This window comes from Sphingobium abikonense NBRC 16140, from assembly GCF_001598335.1.
GTDB lineage: Bacteria > Pseudomonadota > Alphaproteobacteria > Sphingomonadales > Sphingomonadaceae > Sphingobium > Sphingobium abikonense.
This window is the reverse complement of sequence record NZ_BCYT01000003.1, coordinates 220928-235545: the sequence shown is the minus strand read 5'-3', so window position 1 is coordinate 235545 and position 14618 is coordinate 220928. Positions and strand designations below refer to the sequence as shown.

Genomic DNA, 14618 nt, shown 5'->3' with positions numbered 1-14618 from the left:
ACCTGTTGAGAGGAGGGTCAGAAAAGGCGTGGATCAGAAGCGGTAGCCGACGCCAACCATGGCGGCATCGCGCCCACCGACATTCTGTTCATATTCGGTGCGCTGATATTCGGCCGAGATATAGGTGTTCGGCGTCGCGGCGAACTCCAGGCCGCCGCCATAGCGCACGCCTTCCAGGCCAGCGCCGTCGCCATCGACTTCGAAGCGGGTCGAGGCATAGCCGACCTTGCCGAAGGCGAGGACGCGCGGGGTCACGACATAGCCGGCGCGCAGCGACGCGGCGATGTCGCGGCTGACGTCGAGGCCGCTGTCATCGACCGTGGTGTCGCCCAGGCTCACTTCCACGCCGCCCGTGATGCGGGGAGCAAGCGCGAGATCGTAGCCGGCGGTCACGCCGTAAGCGAAGCCATCTTCGCCACCGATCTTGTCATAGCCCATGGTGACGCCGGCGCGCGGCCCAGTGAAGGGCGCAGCGTCCTGAGCGAAGGCAGGTGCAGAAACGGCGGTGGCAGCAGCAATCGCTGCGAAAATCACAGTCTTCATAAAGTCCTCATTTTTATTCTGGTCGCCGTGACTTAGATATTCATCCGGCGTTCAGGTTCGATGCAAAGAGATCATGGCATTTTGCCTATGGTCACTCCTGCTTCTATTCTCCCCATCTAAAGAGAGAATGGAGCGCGTTGTGCATCATCATCGCGCAACGCCCATCTAGGATCGCAAAAATCAGTTGCAAAGAGGGTCTGAATTTATTTCAATCAATTTCAGGCCTTGTGTTGCAAAACGGTGACATCCTTCCGGACACAACCCTGTGCGACCCCTGTCGACCTGTCATGAAAGTGCGCTAGAATGACCGCCATGAAGTTGATGCCAGACAGCGCCGACCCAATCGTCAAGCGTCACCGCCTGTCTACCCGCATGTGGCACTGGCTGAACGCGCTGCTGCTCTACATCCTGTTCACCAGCGGCCTTGGCATCTTCAACGCTCACCCGCGCCTTTATTGGGGGGCTTATGGCGCGAATTTCGATCCGGCCTGGCTGGAGCTGGACCGGTTCGGCAGCTGGTGGACATTGCCGGCCACCTATAATCTGGCGCTGTCACGCCATTGGCACCTGACTGCCGCGCCGATTTTTGCCTTTGCGCTGCTCGCCTATATGCTCTGGAGCGTGGTCAACCGGCATGTCGGCCGCGACCTTGCCTTTCGCCGCGACGATCTGGCCCCGCGCCATATCTGGCAGGACATCAAGGACCATGCCCGTCTGCGCTTTCCCACGGGGGCTGCGGCGCTGCGCTACAATGTCCTGCAAAAGGCCAGCTATATCGGCGTCATCTTCATCGCCCTGCCGCTCATCATCCTGACCGGCCTCACCATGTCGCCCGGCATGAACGCGGCCTGGCCATGGCTTGCGGAGTTGTTCGGCGGACGGCAATCGGCGCGCTCGATCCATTTCATTACCGCCTTCGCGCTCGTAGCTTTCTTCCTGGTCCATATCCTGATGGTCCTCCTGGCCGGACCGGTGAACGAAGTGCGATCGATGATCACCGGACGCTACAAGGTGCCGGAGGAACGTCCATGATCGTCGCCCGCCGCGCGCTGCTGCTGGGCGCGACCGCCGCGCTCACCGGCTGCGATCGCCTCGCCCGGAACGAGACTGTCCGAAACGCGCTTTTTTCAGCCGAGAATTTTCACAGATGGGCGCAGCGCAGCCTGATGGCGCGCGAAGCCCTGGCGCAGGAATTCCGGCCCGACCAGATTTCGCCCGTCTTTCGCGCCAATGGCACGGCGAATCCGAACACGCCCGATTACAAGGCGATCTGGCGCACGGGCTTTGCCGACTGGCGATTGCGCGTCGATGGCAAGGTTTCCCGGCCGCTGTCGCTTTCACTGTCGCAACTGCGCACCCTGCCCCATCGCGAACAAATTACCCGCCACGATTGCGTGGAAGGGTGGAGTGCGATCGGCAAATGGCGCGGCGTGCCGCTGCGCACGATTTTGGATGCAGCCGGCCTGCGGCAGGATGCGCGCTATATCGTCTTTCATTGCGCCGACGATATGGGGGGCGGCCGGCCTTATTATGAAAGCATCGACCTCAACGACGCCTTTCATCCCCAGACCATCCTTGCCTTCGCACTCAACGACCGGCCGCTTTCGGTCGCCAATGGCGCGCCGTTGCGCCTGCGGGTCGAGCGGCAATTGGGCTATAAGCAGGCGAAATATCTGATGCGGATCGAGGCGGTCGACAGCATCGCACAGATTGGGCGCGGCAAGGGCGGCTTCTGGGAAGACTATGCCGGCTATGACTGGTATGCGGGCATTTGACGCCTGCGTAACGACGTGACAGTGGAGCCATATGAAGATATTCGAGCGCGTTCTCAAACGGTTGGTCACGCGTGGGCAACTGACGGTTCATTATGCCAAGGGCGGCAGCTTCACCGCGGGTCGCCCCGACCCCGACTTCCCCGACCTGGCGCTACGCTTTCACGACAGCCGCGTTCCCTTCGACATCGTCAAAGATCCGCGCCTTGGCATGGCCGAAGCCTGGATCGACGGCCGCGTGGGTATAGAAGGCGGAGGCATCATGGAATTCATCTCCATGATCCGCGCCAATAACCCTTGGGAAGCCGGGCGATCCATCGACGCGAAAAGCCGCCTTTCCCGCAGCTTCAAAACGGTGCGGCAGAAAGTGTGGCGAGCCAATCACAAATCGCGGTCGAAGGCGAATGTCGCCCATCATTATGACCTTTCGGGCGCGCTTTACGCGCTGTTTCTCGACCGCGACCAGCAATATAGCTGCGCCTACTTCCCCGATGCGGACAATGATGCCGGGATCAGTCTGGAACAGGCGCAGGAAGACAAGAAAGCGCATATCGCCGCCAAGCTGCACCTGAAGCCCGGCATGAAAGTGCTGGACATCGGGTGCGGCTGGGGCGGCATGGCCCTGTATCTGCATCGCACCTGCGGCGTCGACGTGACGGGCATCACCCTGTCGGAAGAACAGCTCAAGGTCGCGCGCCAACGGGCGCAGGACGCCGGCGTCGCCGATCATGTCCGCTTCGAACTGATCGATTATCGCGACATGACCGGCCCGTTCGACCGCATCGTGTCGGTCGGCATGTTCGAGCATGTCGGCACCGCCCATTTCCGCACATTCTATAACAAGTGCCGGGATTTGCTGGCGCCTGACGGCGTGATGCTGATCCACACGATCGGCCGGGTCGACGGCCCCGGCATCACCGACGCCTTCACCCAGAAATATATCTTTCCCGGCGGTTACATTCCTGCTTTGTCGGAGATGATCCAAGGCAGCGAAGGCACGCGGCTGATGGTGACGGACGTGGAGGTGTTGCGCCTGCATTATGGCCTGACCATCCGCGAATGGTATAAGCGCACCATGGCGCACAAGGCGGAGATCGTCGCACTGTATGACGAACGATTCTTTCGCCTGTGGACCTTCTATCTGGCGGGTGCGGCAACCGTCTTCGAACATGGCGGCATGGTGAATTATCAGGTTCAATATGTGCGCGACCGCCGCGCACTGCCGATCACACGCGATTATATGCAGGAGGCCGAAAGCGCCCTGCGCGGACGCTGAACCTGCGCTGACAGCGTCATTCCCGCCCGGTTCAGTCGCCCTCAGCCACTGTGCCTTGCATGGCCCGCCCCGACAGGCGGGTCGTGAGAGGAGAGACATATGACCCTGATCTGGAAAGCGGCGGCGGCGTTGAGCCTGGCCGTCGCTGGCCTCGGCGCGGCGGCGACGCCGGCGCAGGCCCAATATCACCATGCTGGCTGGCGCGATGGACGCGATCATCGATGGGATAATCGGCGCTGGGACAACCGCCGCTGGAATGATCGCCGGCATTGGCGCGGCGATCGGCGCGACTGGCGGCGGCATGGCGGCTATTATCGGTCCCATTACCGCTATCGCCCGCGCTGCTGGACGGAATGGCGCTATGATCGCTGGCGGCATCGTGACGTGCGGGTGCGCATCTGTCGTTGATGCAATGAGGCTGGGCCGCAACCTGCCGGTTGATCGATCGGGCAGGTTGCGGCATGGCTGGGGGATGAGCGATCCCATGCCCGTCATCCAGAGCCTGCTCGCGGGCCTGCCGATCCTGCTGCTGCATCTGGGCAGCGCAACCATGGTGTGGCTGGCCGCGCTTACGCTCTATCTTTGGATCACACCGCATGACGAATTTGCCCTGATCCGTGCGGGCAATGAAGCCGCCGCCATCTCGCTGGGCGGCGCGGCGATCGGTTTGGCCGTGCCACTGGGCTTTTGCCTGGCCGGGTCGGTCAATGTCTGGGATGTGGTCATCTGGGGCAGCGTGACGCTGGTCCTGCAACTGATCGCGTTTCGTCTGGTCGATTTCCTGATCGGCACCCTGTCCGCCCGGATCGAGGCGAACGAGCGATCGGCGGCGATCTTTCTGGCCATGATGAAGACTGCCGTCGCCTGCCTGACCGCTGCCGCGGTCGCGGGCTAAGGGCGCATGGCGCGCAAGCAGGGCTGCGGCTGCCTGCCCTTCGTGCTGGGCGCATTGCTTCTGGCTGTCGCCTGGGGCACCCAGGATGCCGTCATCCCGCCGCTGCAGGTCGAACAATTCGATCCGCGCAGCCCGCGCCGGCCCATGCCGCAATGGGGCGATGAGCAATTCGTGATCGAGGATCGTCCCGGCGGGCCGGCTGATTCGATGGGCACCGCTTTTGCTGTTGATCGGGATGGCGCATGGCTGACCGCCGAGCATGTCACCCATGGCTGCACCCGCGTCGGGCTGGAGGATGGCCGCTTCGCACGGCCGGTCGCGCGGGTGCTGGAAAGCCGGGAGGGGGACGCGGCCATCGTGCAGGCCAACCTCGCCAGTCCGGACGCGCTGCCGCTGGCCGATCATGTGCCGCAGCCGGGGACGCCGGGCTATCATTTGGGCTTCCCAGCCGGCGAACCTACCCTGGTCGTGTCGGAACTGATCGGATCGGCCAGCGCGCGGCGTGGACGCAGCGACAGCGCGCAACCCATCCTCGCCTGGGCGGAACGCGCCCGCCTGCCCGCTGGCGATGGCACGCTGTCGGGCATCAGCGGCGGCCCTGTCCTGTCCGAAGACGGCCATGTCATCGGCGTCAACAGCGCCGCCACCGATCGGCGCGGCCGGATATTAACGACAGCGCCCGATGCTGTCGTCCGGCTCGCCATCGCCAGCCGGATGATCGACGAACGGCCCGTCGCCTATCCGATCGAAAATATCGCCGACGCCAGTCGCCGCTTCGTTGGCTGGCTGGATCAGGGGGTGATTCGCCGCATCTTCTGCAATGTCGACGCGCCGCCGGGCGGTTGACGAGCGCGTTGGCCAGGCGCTAGGCGCTGCGCAACTTTGCAAGGATTTCCATCATGAGCGACATGCCCCCCGACCATCTGTCTACCAATCCCAAAAGCCCCCATTTCGACATGGATGTGCTCCAGCGCGGCATCGGCATCCGCTTCAAGGGCCGTGAGCGCAAGGATGTGGAAGAATATTGCATATCGGAAGGCTGGATCCGCGTGGCCGCCGGCAAAACCCGCGACCGCCATGGCAACCCGCTGACGATCAAGCTGAATGGCGAGGTCGAGGCCTGGTTCGAAAATCCGGCCGAGGGCGCTGCCGACGACAAGGCACCAGACAGCGAATAAGAACAATGGGGCGCCGCGATGGGCGCCCCTTTCGCTATCAGTTCACCATCGTTTCGCGCTTCACGTCCGCGATGATGGCGCTCAGGCTCCGCTCCACCGGCGCATTGTCGGCAAAGTGCAGGATCGCCGGATCGGTGCGCAGATGCGGCGCGCGACCGCGCCGTTCCGGCTTGACTTCGATCGCCGCCTGCGCGGTTCGCACCGGGCGGACGGACGCGCCCTCGCGATCCCAGCGGTCCATGTCCATCTTGGCGAAGCGAATGCTCGCGCCCAGCGCGGGGTCGGGCGTGAAGTCGTGCAGCTTCGCTTTGGCCGGATAGATGAAGCCGAAGGTCGGATTGGTGCGCGCGCCCATTTGCCCGGTCGGGCTGTGCCATACCCGCACCTGGCTCCAGTCGCCCTGGTCCGACACGTCGATCGCCAGCACATCCTCCTCGATCGCGCCGGGCACCGACCAATTGGCATGGCGAATGAGAATACGACGATCGTCGAGCACGCGGCTCACCACCGCGACATGCCCCAGCGCCATTGGCCCGAACGCCCGGAACGCCAGCACCGCGCCCTTTTTCGGCGCGTGGCCGCGCTTGAACCGGCCATCGGCCTGGTCCCACCAGTTGAGCGCATCGCCATAAAGGTCGACGCCCGACACGGTGCGCGCATAAGGCACGCATTGCAGCACCGACGCGCCCCAAGCCTGCGCGCCCGTCATCCCGGACAGCATCAGCGCCGCTGCCCAGACCAGATTTCGAATCATTTGCGATCCTGAAACGTCTAGAATCGCCCCACCGGGATCGACCCTATGCGTCAGTCGGTTGGCAAAAGGTTAAAGGATCAGAAAGCAGAACGGACCGCAGCGCCGCCGTCCATGTCGGCCGAGGCGATCTGCACCGGCTGGTCGATCTTGGCAGGCGCATCGGCGTAAATGAAGCCACGCGCCGGGTTCGACCGCGTGCCGAGCCCGCCGATCGGACCATACCAGACGCGCACGTCAGTCCAGTCATTATTGGGCGACACGTCCACGGCGCGGACGTCGCGTTCGATGCCGCCACGATAGGACCAGTTGGCATGGGTCAGCAGCACTTCACGATCGCTGACCACCTTGCTGACCATCGCCACATGGCCGACCGGCATCGAACGGCTGGAAGAGAAGGCCAGCACCGCGCCGACACGCGGTTCATGCCCGCGATCGTAGCGGCCTTCCGCCTGCCCCCACCAGGTGTTGGCATTGCCATGAATGTCGATGCCGGAAATCTGCCGAGCGAAGGGCGCGCATTGCAGCGTGCCAGCGACGGCGGGAACGGAAGCCAATGTCGAAAGCGCAAGAATAGACGCCGCGAAAAACGCGCGAAAACCAGCCAACATGCGATTGCGACCCCGACTTTTTTGGTAAGGCTTGAACCCCGATGGCCGCTTTAGGGCAGACGACGCGCGGCTTGAAAAGTCGCTGGCGACGAATCGTTTTGTCGATGCGTTATGTTGTGGAACGAAAGATATGGCCGGCGGTTACAGTCAATCGCGTAGCCGCCGCCAAATCACTGAACAGGCTTGGTTCCGTGCCCGTCATCCATGTCTGCCCCCCCGTGTCCGCCAGCCGGTCAAACAAAGCGGCGCGGCGCAGGGGATCGAGGTGCGCCGCCACTTCATCCAGCAAGAGCACCGGCGGCTGTCCGCGTTCGGCGGCGACCAGGGCGGCATGGGCGAGCAGGATCGACAGCAGCAGCGCCTTCTGCTCCCCAGTCGAACAAAGCGCCGCCGCCTGCCCCTTCGCCACATGCGTCACCACGAGGTCCTGGCGATGCGGCCCGGTCAGGCTTCGCCCGGCCGCCGCATCGCGTCGGCGTTGCCTCCCCAGGCGGATAGCGAGCGGTTCATCGCCTTGCGGTTCGGCTTCCTCGATCTCGATCATGGGCCGGGCGAAAGGCGCATCGGGCTGATGCGCCAACAGCTGATTGAGGCGCGCAACAAGGTCAGCCCGCGCCGCGCCAATGGCCACGCCATGTTCTTCCATCTGCGTTTCCAGCGCGGAGAGCCAAGTCGGATCGGCAGTGCGCAGGTCGCTCAATAGCCGATTGCGCGCGCGCATCGCGGCATCGTAACGCGCGCTGTGCGCGGCATGGCCCGGATGCAGCGCCAGCGTCAGCCGGTCCAGAAAACGCCGCCTCCCGCCTGGACTGTCGAGGAACAAGCGGTCCATCGCCGGGGTCAGCCATACGATTGCCAGATGATCGGCGAGCGCGTTGGCGGAAGAAGCGACACCGCCGATCCGCACCTGCCGCCGTTCCGGCGCGTTCGCGTTGACGCCGGTTCCCAGCGTGACGCCATCGACCTCCGCCGCGATGCCGAAGCCACCAGGCCCATCCTGTCGCGCCATCGCGCCGAGCGAAGCGCCACGCAGGCCCCGGCCCGGCGCCAGCATCGAAACCGCTTCCAGAATATTGGTCTTACCCGCGCCATTGTCGCCGGTCAGCAATATGAAAGCATGATCGGGCAGGATCAGCGCATCCGCATGATTGCGGAAGTCGCTCAGAGTCAGGCGGCCGATCATCGCGTCGCTGTAGCGGGGACTGAACCGGGAAGGAAGCGCGCTTCGTCAGCAACGCTTGCGAGTAACCGCCGTCCCGTCATTGACGATGGTCAGTCGCGCGCCATCGGCCGATGGCTTGAGGCTGAGCGTGCGCATCCAGCTTTCGCCCTCGCCGGTGAAGGCGGCCTGCACTCGTATATGTCCGCCCTCCTCCGCATCGACGGACTGCACCGTGCCGACGCTTTCGTGAAAAATGAGCTGGTCCGGCTTGATCGTCAGTTCCAAAGCATCGGATCGGTCGTCACACCGCGACTGCATACCCGCCCAGCGTCCTTGGAGGCTCTTAGGGACCATGCCGGCTTGCGACGCTGGCGGCTTGGGGGTTTCAATGGTGGGGATCGGCTCGACCGGCACGATCGCGTTTGCAGGCGGTGCGGGTTCGTCCGTGTCGGGCAGCGCCTCGTCCCTGATGTTGGTGACGACATCAGGCTGCGCAGCGTCATTGCCACTTTGCTGCCCACAGCCACCCAGCAGGATCATCGATGTCAGGATGAGCGGCATGAAGGGCGATAGCAGGCGCATGGACGAAAAAACACGGCCCCCACCGCCTTGTTCCCGGGGGCAATGCCGGCGAGGTACAGAGCTTGCGCTTAAGCGCGGGGAGCAGATGCGAGGCGGCATGGCTGCGCCTGGCAGTTTTTGGGCACCCCATGATCTTCGCGCCTGTCCCGCAGAACAGCTTGCGCGCGGCCGGAATCGCGATCATCACCGATCCGCATTGGGATGACCCCGCCGTCGCTCGTTTTGCCCGCATTCACGATCCGGAGGGCAATGCCATCGAATTGTGGGAACCGCCCGCCTGAACCCAAGGTCGCACTGAAAGGAATCTGTCGATGAAGCGCCTGTCCCTGATCCTCGCCGCCACTGCCATGCTGCTCCCCGCCGGACAGGCCATGGCAGCGCTTGCGGTGGGCGCCAAAGCGCCGGACTTCACGACGCGCGGCGCGCTTGCCGGCAAGACCTTTACGCTCACCCTTTCGCATCAGCTCAAGCGCGGGCCGGTGGTGCTCTATTTCTTCCCCAAGGCCTTCACCCCCGGCTGTTCGGCCGAGGCGCGCGAATTCGCCGAGAATATCGACAAGTTCAAGGCGGCGGGCGCGACCGTCATCGGCATGTCGGCCGATCCGGTCGACGATCTCGTGTCCTTTTCGACCAAGGAGTGCGCCGGGAAATTTCCGGTTGCTTCGGCCGGATCGACGATCATTTCAGGCTATGATGTGGGCCTCAAGATGCGGCCGGGCATGACCGACCGGACATCCTATGTCATTGCCCCGTCAGGACGGATCGCCTTCGTCCACAGCGAAATGAACTATGCCAATCATGTGAAGAGCACGCTGGAAGCCGTCGAGTCGATGAAGGCCAAATGACGCTACCCCTGGCCTTCATCCCTCCAGCTTGCTGAGGATGAAGGCCAGCAGGAAACCGGCGACGGCGATGAGCCCGGAAAATTCATGCGCCTCCTCGGTTGCTTCCGGGATCATCGTGTCGACCAGCATCGCCAGGATCGCGCCGGCCGCGACAGCCGTGGTCGCGGCGATAATGTCCGCGCTGGCCCCGGCCATGACGGCATAGCCAATCGCTGCGGCCAGTCCCGACGCCATCGCGATCCCGCCCCAGACGCCGAAGATATAGGTCGCGCTGCGGCCCGCCTTCTTCATGCCCGCCGCGCTCGACAGACCTTCGGGCACGTTGGACAGAAATACGGCTGCCACCGTCACCAGGCTGACGCCCGCGCCCTCCAGCAAGCTGACGCCGATCACGACCGATTCGGGAATACCATCGAGCAGCGCGCCTATGGCAATCGACAGGCCCGACCCTTGCTGCGCCGGCGCTTGGCTTTGGTGCGGATTTGACCCGGAGCGCTTACGATGCCTGGCGCCTGCGCGCGACACCAGGATATTGGCGATTGTATAAACCAGAGCGCCACCGAAAAAGCCGATCGCGGTCGCGTCAAACCCGCCGCGCAGATAGGCCTCATCCATCAGGTCGAAGGCGACAGCGGAAATGAGCACACCTGACCCTGCCGCCATGATTGCGGCGATCAACCGCTGGGGCAAGCGCACGAAATAGGCGATGCCGGCGCCTACCAGCAGGGCTGATCCGCCGACCAGCCCCCATAGTCCCGCTGTCACAGCTTCGTTCATATGCATTTCCCGAAATGGGCGCCCCGAAGAGGAAAAGCGCCCGCGCCAGGGCCAGTTCCTCTCAAAGCGTCGCTGGCTTAGTGTCAGGCAAGAAAATCGCCGCCTTCAATCCGTTCGAATGTCGCGACGTTGCGCGCATATAGATAGGTCCATGCATCGACCATGCCCTCCCGCGTGGCAACCGCGATGAGAACGCGGCGAAATTCCCAGGGTTGGGGAAAGGCCGGGCCGCATTCCTCATAATCGTCGAGCCATGCCAGCGTACGGACGGGATCGGAAAGCCTGTAGAGGTCTCCTGCGACCTTGGCGTTGCCGCCAGGAACCAGACCCGGATAATCTGCGATCCGATACAAAAGACCGTCAACGCTCGCAGGACCGACCAGCGTGGCTTCGCGCTCAAGTCGACGCGCGACCATCCCTCCATGGTCGGGTCGCAGCGTTCCATAGACGAATAACCACGCCTCACTCATGACGTATCCCTTTGCGAAATTTACCAATCATGAGGATGTTTCACCAATGGTCAGCACTCACGGATTAGACTGACTTTTGTTGACATCCTGAAAACGGCCGATTCCCTGACGAATCTGCATTTGGCACGCCCCCTGCAATGCTGTGGGGCATGAAGGCCGGATAATCCGGTCAGCCAATCAGGGAATTATCATCATGTTCGTTGCCAAGATCCAGAACGCCGCCTTCTCTCTCTTCGGCGCCGTTGTCGTCGCCAGCCTGTTCGTCAGCGCGGCGGTTCCAGTGGCGCCGATCGCCTGATCGCCGCTCCCCTTTTTCGACACCCGTACATATGCAGAAGGCCAATATCATGAACAGCAATTTCACCCTCGACCGCCGCCATGGCAAGATCATGGGCGTCTGCGCGGGGCTTTCCAATCGCACCGGCCTGGACGTCACGCTGATCCGGGTCGCGCTGGTGCTGCTGACCCTGTGCGCCCTGGGCCCGATCGGCATCGCTGCCTATCTGCTGGCGGGTTGGCTCGCCGAAGGGTGACGTTGTCCGCCCAGTGGCCGATCAAACGCCAGCCGTCCGTAGAACGCCGATTTTCGAGAGATATTTGCGTACCCGGTAGCATCCGATCGTAGATGTTACGTAGGACTAAACGCTTGGTAAATATGGTGGACGCACTAGGGCTCGAACCTAGGACCCGCTGATTAAGAGTCAGCTGCTCTACCAACTGAGCTATGCGTCCACACTGGCCTGTCTGTTTTCCACCCCAGCCGTGAGGAAGGATGGCTGCACCGGCCGATGCAGTGGTGGACAGGGCTGGATTCGAACCAGCGTACGGGAAACCCGGGCAGATTTACAGTCTGCTGCCTTTAACCACTCGGCCACCTGTCCAGTGCCCTACGCGTCGAAGAAAGCCTTCCTCGCCGCGCTGGAGGCGGCCTAATGGCGAATGGAGGCTTGCCTGTCAATGGCCTGATGTGAAAAGAGCGGAGCCATGAAAAAGACGCATCGTTCCGCCAAGCCCAAGGGCGCCTTCCCTCGATTCTATGGCCGCCACGCCGTGACGGCGGCGCTCGCCAACCCCAACCGCACCGTGCGCAAGATATGGGGCACGCGCGAGGCGCTGGGCGCGCTCGACCTGCCGCCGGTACTGCCCATCGTCTATTCCGACGTCGCCGACATGGGCCGGATGGTGCCGTCCGACGCGCCGCATCAGGGGATCGTGGCGGAGGTCGAGCCGCTGGACGATGTCTGGCTGGGCGATGTGCTGGAACTGGGGCAGGACGACAAAAGGCCGATCCTGGTGCTGGATCAGGTGACGGACCCTCATAATGTGGGGGCGATCTTGCGGTCGGCGGCCGCGTTCGACGCGCTGTGCATCGTGACGCAGGACCGGCATGCGCCACCCGAATCCGGCGTGCTGGCGCGGGCGGCGTCGGGTGCTCTGGAAATCGTGCCCTGGGTGCGGGTGGTGAACCTGGCCCGCGCGCTGGATGAGATCGCCGAAGCGGGCTATTGGCGCATCGGTCTGGACGGCGAGGCGGACACGACAATCGGCGAGGCGATCGGCCAGTCGCGCGTGGCGCTGGTGCTGGGGGCCGAGGGCGAAGGGCTGCGCCACAACAGCATCGCCCATTGCGACATCATCGCCAAGCTGCCGATCAGCCCGCGCATGGAGAGCCTGAACGTATCCAATGCGGCGGCGATCGCGCTTTATGCGACGACCAACCGTCAGGACGGGTAGAGGGGAAAGAGATGCGGGGGCTGGTGCGGATCGCCGGAGCGTTGGCGGGACTGTTGACGCTGTCGGCATGCCTGGTGACGCCGGGGCAATTTGAATCCAGCCTCGACATCCGCGCCGACCGCCGCTTCGCCTTTGCCTATAAAGGCGAGATATTGGCGTCGGACGTGAGCCCGGCGGGATGGACCGGCGTCGATCCGGACGAGGATACGCAGGATGGCGAGGCCTCTGAGCCGACATTCTTGCCCGTAGCGGCGCAGGCGGAAGAGGATTTCAGCGCGAACGGCGCAGACGATGACGATGCGCAAATGCAGGCGATTGCCGCAGCCTTGTCACGCGAGAAGGGATTTCGCTGTGCCCGCTATCTGGGCGATCACAAGTTCGCGATTGACTATGCGATGAGCGGCCGGCTGGACCATGCCTTCCTCTTCCCGTTCAACATCGACGCGCAGATCATATTACCCTTCGTCGCGGTGGAATTGCGCGGTGACGACAAGGTGCGGGTGAAAGCGCCGGGCTTTGCCGCCGGCTTTGACAAGAGCCAGGGGCCAGGCGGCCTGGGCGGCGCGGGTGACAAGGCGGCCAAGGCGCTGAACGGACGCTTCACGCTGACCACCGATGCGCAGATCATCAGCCAGAATCAGGAAGAGGGCGTGCAGGACACGCCAGAGGGCCAGCGCATCGTCTGGACGGTCACGCCGCTGACCAGTGACGCGCCAATGGCGACGCTGCGCCTGGCCCCCTGAGATCCGATCAGTCTTCCGGCGCGATGGTGACGCGCAGGCCGTCCAGTTCGTCGCTCAATATGACCTGGCAGGACAGGCGGCTGGCATCGGTGCGATGGTCGGAACTGTCGAGCAGGTCATTTTCGTCCTCGCTCATCGCCGGCAGCGCGTCGGCAAAGGCGGGATCGACATAGACATGGCAGGTCGCGCAGGAACAGCAACCGCCGCACAGCGCCAGTAATTCATCAAAGCCATTGTCGCGGATGACCTCCATCACCGACAGGCCCTTGTCGCCCTCGACAGCCTGTTCCTCGCCCGCACGGTTGACCACGATCAGTTTCGGCATCTATTCAGTCCCCTAGAATTTTCTTCGCCGCTGTGGCGGAGGGACGCCGCGAAATCAAGGGCTGGCTGGACGCAGAGATGGTGACGACGGCAGAACAGATGCGCGAAAGCCTGAACGCGATTGCGGCGCTGGAGCCCGGCTTTGCGGCGGCGATCGCGCGGGTGGGCTATCCGGCGCCCCGCGTCCGGGCGCCAGGCTATGAGACATTGCTGCGCACGATCGTGGGGCAGCAGGTGAGCGTGGCGTCGGCGGCTGCCGTCTGGCGCAAGCTGGAGGCGGAGCTGGGCGAAGGCTGTGCGCCCCACGCGCTGCTGGCGCGCGACTTCGACGCGCTACGGGCCTGCGGCCTGTCGCGGCAGAAGCAGGGCTATGCCCGCAGCCTGGCCGAATTGGTGGTGTCGGGCGGCATCGACCTGCATGCCCTGCCAGCCGATGACGAAGAAGCGATCGCGCAGCTGGTTCAGATCAAGGGCATCGGCCGCTGGTCTGCAGAAATCTATTTGCTGTTCGCCGAAGGCCGCCCCGACATCTGGCCGGCGGGCGACCTCGCCGTGCAGATCGAGATCGGGCGCATCCTGGGCCTGCCCGATCGGCCGAGCGAAGCGTTGACCCGACAGGTGGCCGAGGCGTGGCGCCCGCATCGCGGCGCGGCAGCCATCATGGCCTGGCACCATTATAACACCGAGGTATTGTAAACCCATGACCCTGCTCCACGCCCGTTACATCGTCCTGCAGCATGAGGGCGTCTGGAAGATCAATCTCGACAATAAATATTATGGCCCCTTCCCCAGCCGGGCGCAGGCTGTCGACAGCGCAAGCGGGACCGCGCGCAAGGCGGCAGACGCGGGTTATCCCGCATCGGTGCTGGTGATGACGGGCACGGATTTCGAAACAGTATGGACCAACGTGGAATCGTGAACGGAATATTCAGCCTGTTCGTCGAAACTTGAGAAG

General features: G+C 63.5%; 21 protein-coding genes, 2 tRNA genes and 1 pseudogene. 14 read left to right on the top strand and 10 right to left on the bottom strand.

Features of this window, described 5'->3' with window-relative positions; all coding sequences use genetic code 11:
• Window positions 1-33: 33 nt before the first annotated feature.
• Window positions 34-543: an outer membrane protein gene (locus SAB01S_RS05030; protein ID WP_062732004.1), complete on the bottom strand. Its 510-nt coding sequence runs from the start codon at window positions 541-543 to the stop codon at window positions 34-36.
• A gap of 303 nt (window positions 544-846) precedes the next feature.
• Between SAB01S_RS05030 and SAB01S_RS05025 the strand changes: the two genes are divergently transcribed.
• The 7 genes from SAB01S_RS05025 to SAB01S_RS04995 all read left to right on the top strand — a co-directional run bounded on the left by SAB01S_RS05025 (window position 847) and on the right by SAB01S_RS04995 (window position 5664).
• The gene (locus SAB01S_RS05025) at window positions 847-1575 is read left to right on the top strand and encodes a cytochrome b/b6 domain-containing protein (RefSeq protein WP_174525618.1); all 729 of its coding nucleotides are present in this window, start codon (window positions 847-849) and stop codon (window positions 1573-1575) included.
• Window positions 1572-2318: a molybdopterin-binding protein gene (locus tag SAB01S_RS05020; protein ID WP_062732003.1), complete on the top strand. Its 747-nt coding sequence runs from the start codon at window positions 1572-1574 to the stop codon at window positions 2316-2318. Before SAB01S_RS05025 ends, SAB01S_RS05020 begins: the two co-directional genes overlap by 4 nt.
• Before the next feature lie 31 nt (window positions 2319-2349).
• Window positions 2350-3591 carry an SAM-dependent methyltransferase gene (locus SAB01S_RS05015; RefSeq protein ID WP_062732002.1) on the top strand — a complete coding sequence of 414 codons (1242 nt, stop codon included), beginning with the start codon at window positions 2350-2352 and terminating at the stop codon, window positions 3589-3591.
• A 99-nt stretch (window positions 3592-3690) separates the two neighbouring features.
• The gene (locus tag SAB01S_RS05010) at window positions 3691-3999 is read left to right on the top strand and encodes a hypothetical protein (protein WP_062732001.1); all 309 of its coding nucleotides are present in this window, start codon (window positions 3691-3693) and stop codon (window positions 3997-3999) included.
• A 64-nt stretch (window positions 4000-4063) separates the two neighbouring features.
• On the top strand, window positions 4064-4486 hold the full coding sequence (locus SAB01S_RS05005) for a DUF350 domain-containing protein (protein WP_062732113.1): 423 nt from the start codon (window positions 4064-4066) through the stop codon (window positions 4484-4486).
• 6 nt (window positions 4487-4492) lie between these two features.
• Window positions 4493-5332 (top strand): S1 family peptidase, encoded by an 840-nt coding sequence (locus SAB01S_RS05000; RefSeq protein WP_062732000.1) that lies wholly within the window; start codon window positions 4493-4495, stop codon window positions 5330-5332.
• A gap of 53 nt (window positions 5333-5385) precedes the next feature.
• Entirely contained in the window at window positions 5386-5664 is a 279-nt protein-coding gene (locus tag SAB01S_RS04995) for a DUF3297 family protein (protein WP_062731999.1), read from the top strand.
• Window positions 5665-5701: 37 nt separating this feature from the next.
• Here SAB01S_RS04995 and SAB01S_RS04990 read toward each other — a convergent pair whose 3' ends face one another.
• From SAB01S_RS04990 to SAB01S_RS04975, 4 genes are all read right to left on the bottom strand, one after another.
• Window positions 5702-6418, bottom strand: coding sequence for a CHAP domain-containing protein (locus tag SAB01S_RS04990; RefSeq protein ID WP_062731998.1), 717 nt, complete (start codon window positions 6416-6418; stop codon window positions 5702-5704).
• A 77-nt stretch (window positions 6419-6495) separates the two neighbouring features.
• The gene (locus SAB01S_RS04985) at window positions 6496-7026 is read right to left on the bottom strand and encodes a CHAP domain-containing protein (protein ID WP_062731997.1); all 531 of its coding nucleotides are present in this window, start codon (window positions 7024-7026) and stop codon (window positions 6496-6498) included.
• Window positions 7027-7135: 109 nt separating this feature from the next.
• The gene (gene recF / locus SAB01S_RS04980) at window positions 7136-8209 is read right to left on the bottom strand and encodes a DNA replication/repair protein RecF (protein ID WP_062731996.1); all 1074 of its coding nucleotides are present in this window, start codon (window positions 8207-8209) and stop codon (window positions 7136-7138) included.
• Between the two features lie 45 nt (window positions 8210-8254).
• The gene (locus SAB01S_RS04975) at window positions 8255-8770 is read right to left on the bottom strand and encodes a hypothetical protein (protein WP_062731995.1); all 516 of its coding nucleotides are present in this window, start codon (window positions 8768-8770) and stop codon (window positions 8255-8257) included.
• A 158-nt stretch (window positions 8771-8928) separates the two neighbouring features.
• Between SAB01S_RS04975 and SAB01S_RS04970 the strand changes: the two are divergent.
• Together SAB01S_RS04970 and SAB01S_RS04965 are read left to right on the top strand one after the other, a co-directional pair.
• A pseudogene (locus SAB01S_RS04970) lies at window positions 8929-9051 on the top strand (VOC family protein); the annotation flags it as partial.
• A 30-nt stretch (window positions 9052-9081) separates the two neighbouring features.
• Window positions 9082-9615 (top strand): peroxiredoxin, encoded by a 534-nt coding sequence (locus SAB01S_RS04965; RefSeq protein ID WP_062731994.1) that lies wholly within the window; start codon window positions 9082-9084, stop codon window positions 9613-9615.
• 15 nt (window positions 9616-9630) lie between these two features.
• Here SAB01S_RS04965 and SAB01S_RS04960 read toward each other — a convergent pair whose 3' ends face one another.
• Both SAB01S_RS04960 and SAB01S_RS04955 read right to left on the bottom strand, forming a co-directional pair.
• The gene (locus SAB01S_RS04960; RefSeq protein WP_062732112.1) at window positions 9631-10392 is read right to left on the bottom strand and encodes a ZIP family metal transporter; all 762 of its coding nucleotides are present in this window, start codon (window positions 10390-10392) and stop codon (window positions 9631-9633) included.
• Between the two features lie 83 nt (window positions 10393-10475).
• The gene (locus SAB01S_RS04955; RefSeq protein WP_062731993.1) at window positions 10476-10862 is read right to left on the bottom strand and encodes a gamma-glutamylcyclotransferase family protein; all 387 of its coding nucleotides are present in this window, start codon (window positions 10860-10862) and stop codon (window positions 10476-10478) included.
• Window positions 10863-11209: 347 nt separating this feature from the next.
• Here SAB01S_RS04955 and SAB01S_RS04950 point away from each other — a divergent pair, with 347 nt between their 5' ends.
• A complete protein-coding gene (locus SAB01S_RS04950; protein WP_062732111.1) occupies window positions 11210-11395 on the top strand; it encodes a PspC domain-containing protein in 186 nt (61 codons plus the stop codon).
• Window positions 11396-11518: 123 nt separating this feature from the next.
• On the opposite strand, the gene SAB01S_RS04945 is transcribed toward SAB01S_RS04950, so the two are convergent.
• Both SAB01S_RS04945 and SAB01S_RS04940 read right to left on the bottom strand, forming a co-directional pair.
• Window positions 11519-11594, bottom strand: a tRNA-Lys gene (locus SAB01S_RS04945).
• A gap of 62 nt (window positions 11595-11656) precedes the next feature.
• Window positions 11657-11743, bottom strand: a tRNA-Tyr gene (locus SAB01S_RS04940).
• A gap of 103 nt (window positions 11744-11846) precedes the next feature.
• Between SAB01S_RS04940 and rlmB the strand changes: the two genes are divergently transcribed.
• Window positions 11847-12596, top strand: a complete 750-nt coding sequence (gene rlmB / locus SAB01S_RS04935) for a 23S rRNA (guanosine(2251)-2'-O)-methyltransferase RlmB (protein WP_062731992.1) — start codon at window positions 11847-11849, stop codon at window positions 12594-12596.
• Window positions 12597-12607: 11 nt separating this feature from the next.
• Window positions 12608-13339: a hypothetical protein gene (locus SAB01S_RS04930; protein ID WP_062731991.1), complete on the top strand. Its 732-nt coding sequence runs from the start codon at window positions 12608-12610 to the stop codon at window positions 13337-13339.
• A 7-nt stretch (window positions 13340-13346) separates the two neighbouring features.
• Here the strand turns inward: SAB01S_RS04930 and SAB01S_RS04925 are convergent, their stop codons facing one another.
• The gene (locus tag SAB01S_RS04925) at window positions 13347-13664 is read right to left on the bottom strand and encodes a 2Fe-2S iron-sulfur cluster-binding protein (protein ID WP_062731990.1); all 318 of its coding nucleotides are present in this window, start codon (window positions 13662-13664) and stop codon (window positions 13347-13349) included.
• Window positions 13665-13741: 77 nt separating this feature from the next.
• Between SAB01S_RS04925 and SAB01S_RS04920 the strand changes: the two genes are divergently transcribed.
• Entirely contained in the window at window positions 13742-14359 is a 618-nt protein-coding gene (locus tag SAB01S_RS04920) for a DNA-3-methyladenine glycosylase family protein (protein ID WP_062732110.1), read from the top strand.
• A gap of 4 nt (window positions 14360-14363) precedes the next feature.
• Window positions 14364-14582 (top strand): hypothetical protein, encoded by a 219-nt coding sequence (locus SAB01S_RS04915; RefSeq protein ID WP_062731989.1) that lies wholly within the window; start codon window positions 14364-14366, stop codon window positions 14580-14582.
• The last annotated feature ends 36 nt before the right edge of the window (window positions 14583-14618 follow it).

Bases quoted from the DNA above. Each gene is read 5' to 3' on its own strand.
- SAB01S_RS05015 (WP_062732002.1), top strand. From the start codon at position 2,350: ATGAAGATATTCGAGCGCGTTCTCAAACGGTTGGTCACGCGTGGGCAA.
- SAB01S_RS04990 (WP_062731998.1), bottom strand. From the start codon at position 6,418: ATGATTCGAAATCTGGTCTGGGCAGCGGCGCTGATGCTGTCCGGGATG.
- SAB01S_RS05010 (WP_062732001.1), top strand. From the start codon at position 3,691: ATGACCCTGATCTGGAAAGCGGCGGCGGCGTTGAGCCTGGCCGTCGCT.
- SAB01S_RS05025 (WP_174525618.1), top strand. From the start codon at position 847: ATGACCGCCATGAAGTTGATGCCAGACAGCGCCGACCCAATCGTCAAG.
- SAB01S_RS04975 (WP_062731995.1), bottom strand. From the start codon at position 8,770: ATGCGCCTGCTATCGCCCTTCATGCCGCTCATCCTGACATCGATGATC.
- recF (WP_062731996.1), bottom strand. From the start codon at position 8,209: ATGATCGGCCGCCTGACTCTGAGCGACTTCCGCAATCATGCGGATGCG.
- SAB01S_RS05020 (WP_062732003.1), top strand. From the start codon at position 1,572: ATGATCGTCGCCCGCCGCGCGCTGCTGCTGGGCGCGACCGCCGCGCTC.
- SAB01S_RS04920 (WP_062732110.1), top strand. From the start codon at position 13,742: ATGGTGACGACGGCAGAACAGATGCGCGAAAGCCTGAACGCGATTGCG.
- SAB01S_RS05005 (WP_062732113.1), top strand. From the start codon at position 4,064: ATGAGCGATCCCATGCCCGTCATCCAGAGCCTGCTCGCGGGCCTGCCG.
- rlmB (WP_062731992.1), top strand. From the start codon at position 11,847: ATGAAAAAGACGCATCGTTCCGCCAAGCCCAAGGGCGCCTTCCCTCGA.
- SAB01S_RS05030 (WP_062732004.1), bottom strand. From the start codon at position 543: ATGAAGACTGTGATTTTCGCAGCGATTGCTGCTGCCACCGCCGTTTCT.
- SAB01S_RS04930 (WP_062731991.1), top strand. From the start codon at position 12,608: ATGCGGGGGCTGGTGCGGATCGCCGGAGCGTTGGCGGGACTGTTGACG.
- SAB01S_RS04995 (WP_062731999.1), top strand. From the start codon at position 5,386: ATGAGCGACATGCCCCCCGACCATCTGTCTACCAATCCCAAAAGCCCC.
- SAB01S_RS04960 (WP_062732112.1), bottom strand. From the start codon at position 10,392: ATGAACGAAGCTGTGACAGCGGGACTATGGGGGCTGGTCGGCGGATCA.
- SAB01S_RS05000 (WP_062732000.1), top strand. From the start codon at position 4,493: ATGGCGCGCAAGCAGGGCTGCGGCTGCCTGCCCTTCGTGCTGGGCGCA.
- SAB01S_RS04955 (WP_062731993.1), bottom strand. From the start codon at position 10,862: ATGAGTGAGGCGTGGTTATTCGTCTATGGAACGCTGCGACCCGACCAT.
- SAB01S_RS04965 (WP_062731994.1), top strand. From the start codon at position 9,082: ATGAAGCGCCTGTCCCTGATCCTCGCCGCCACTGCCATGCTGCTCCCC.
- SAB01S_RS04985 (WP_062731997.1), bottom strand. From the start codon at position 7,026: ATGTTGGCTGGTTTTCGCGCGTTTTTCGCGGCGTCTATTCTTGCGCTT.
- SAB01S_RS04915 (WP_062731989.1), top strand. From the start codon at position 14,364: ATGACCCTGCTCCACGCCCGTTACATCGTCCTGCAGCATGAGGGCGTC.
- SAB01S_RS04925 (WP_062731990.1), bottom strand. From the start codon at position 13,664: ATGCCGAAACTGATCGTGGTCAACCGTGCGGGCGAGGAACAGGCTGTC.
- SAB01S_RS04950 (WP_062732111.1), top strand. From the start codon at position 11,210: ATGAACAGCAATTTCACCCTCGACCGCCGCCATGGCAAGATCATGGGC.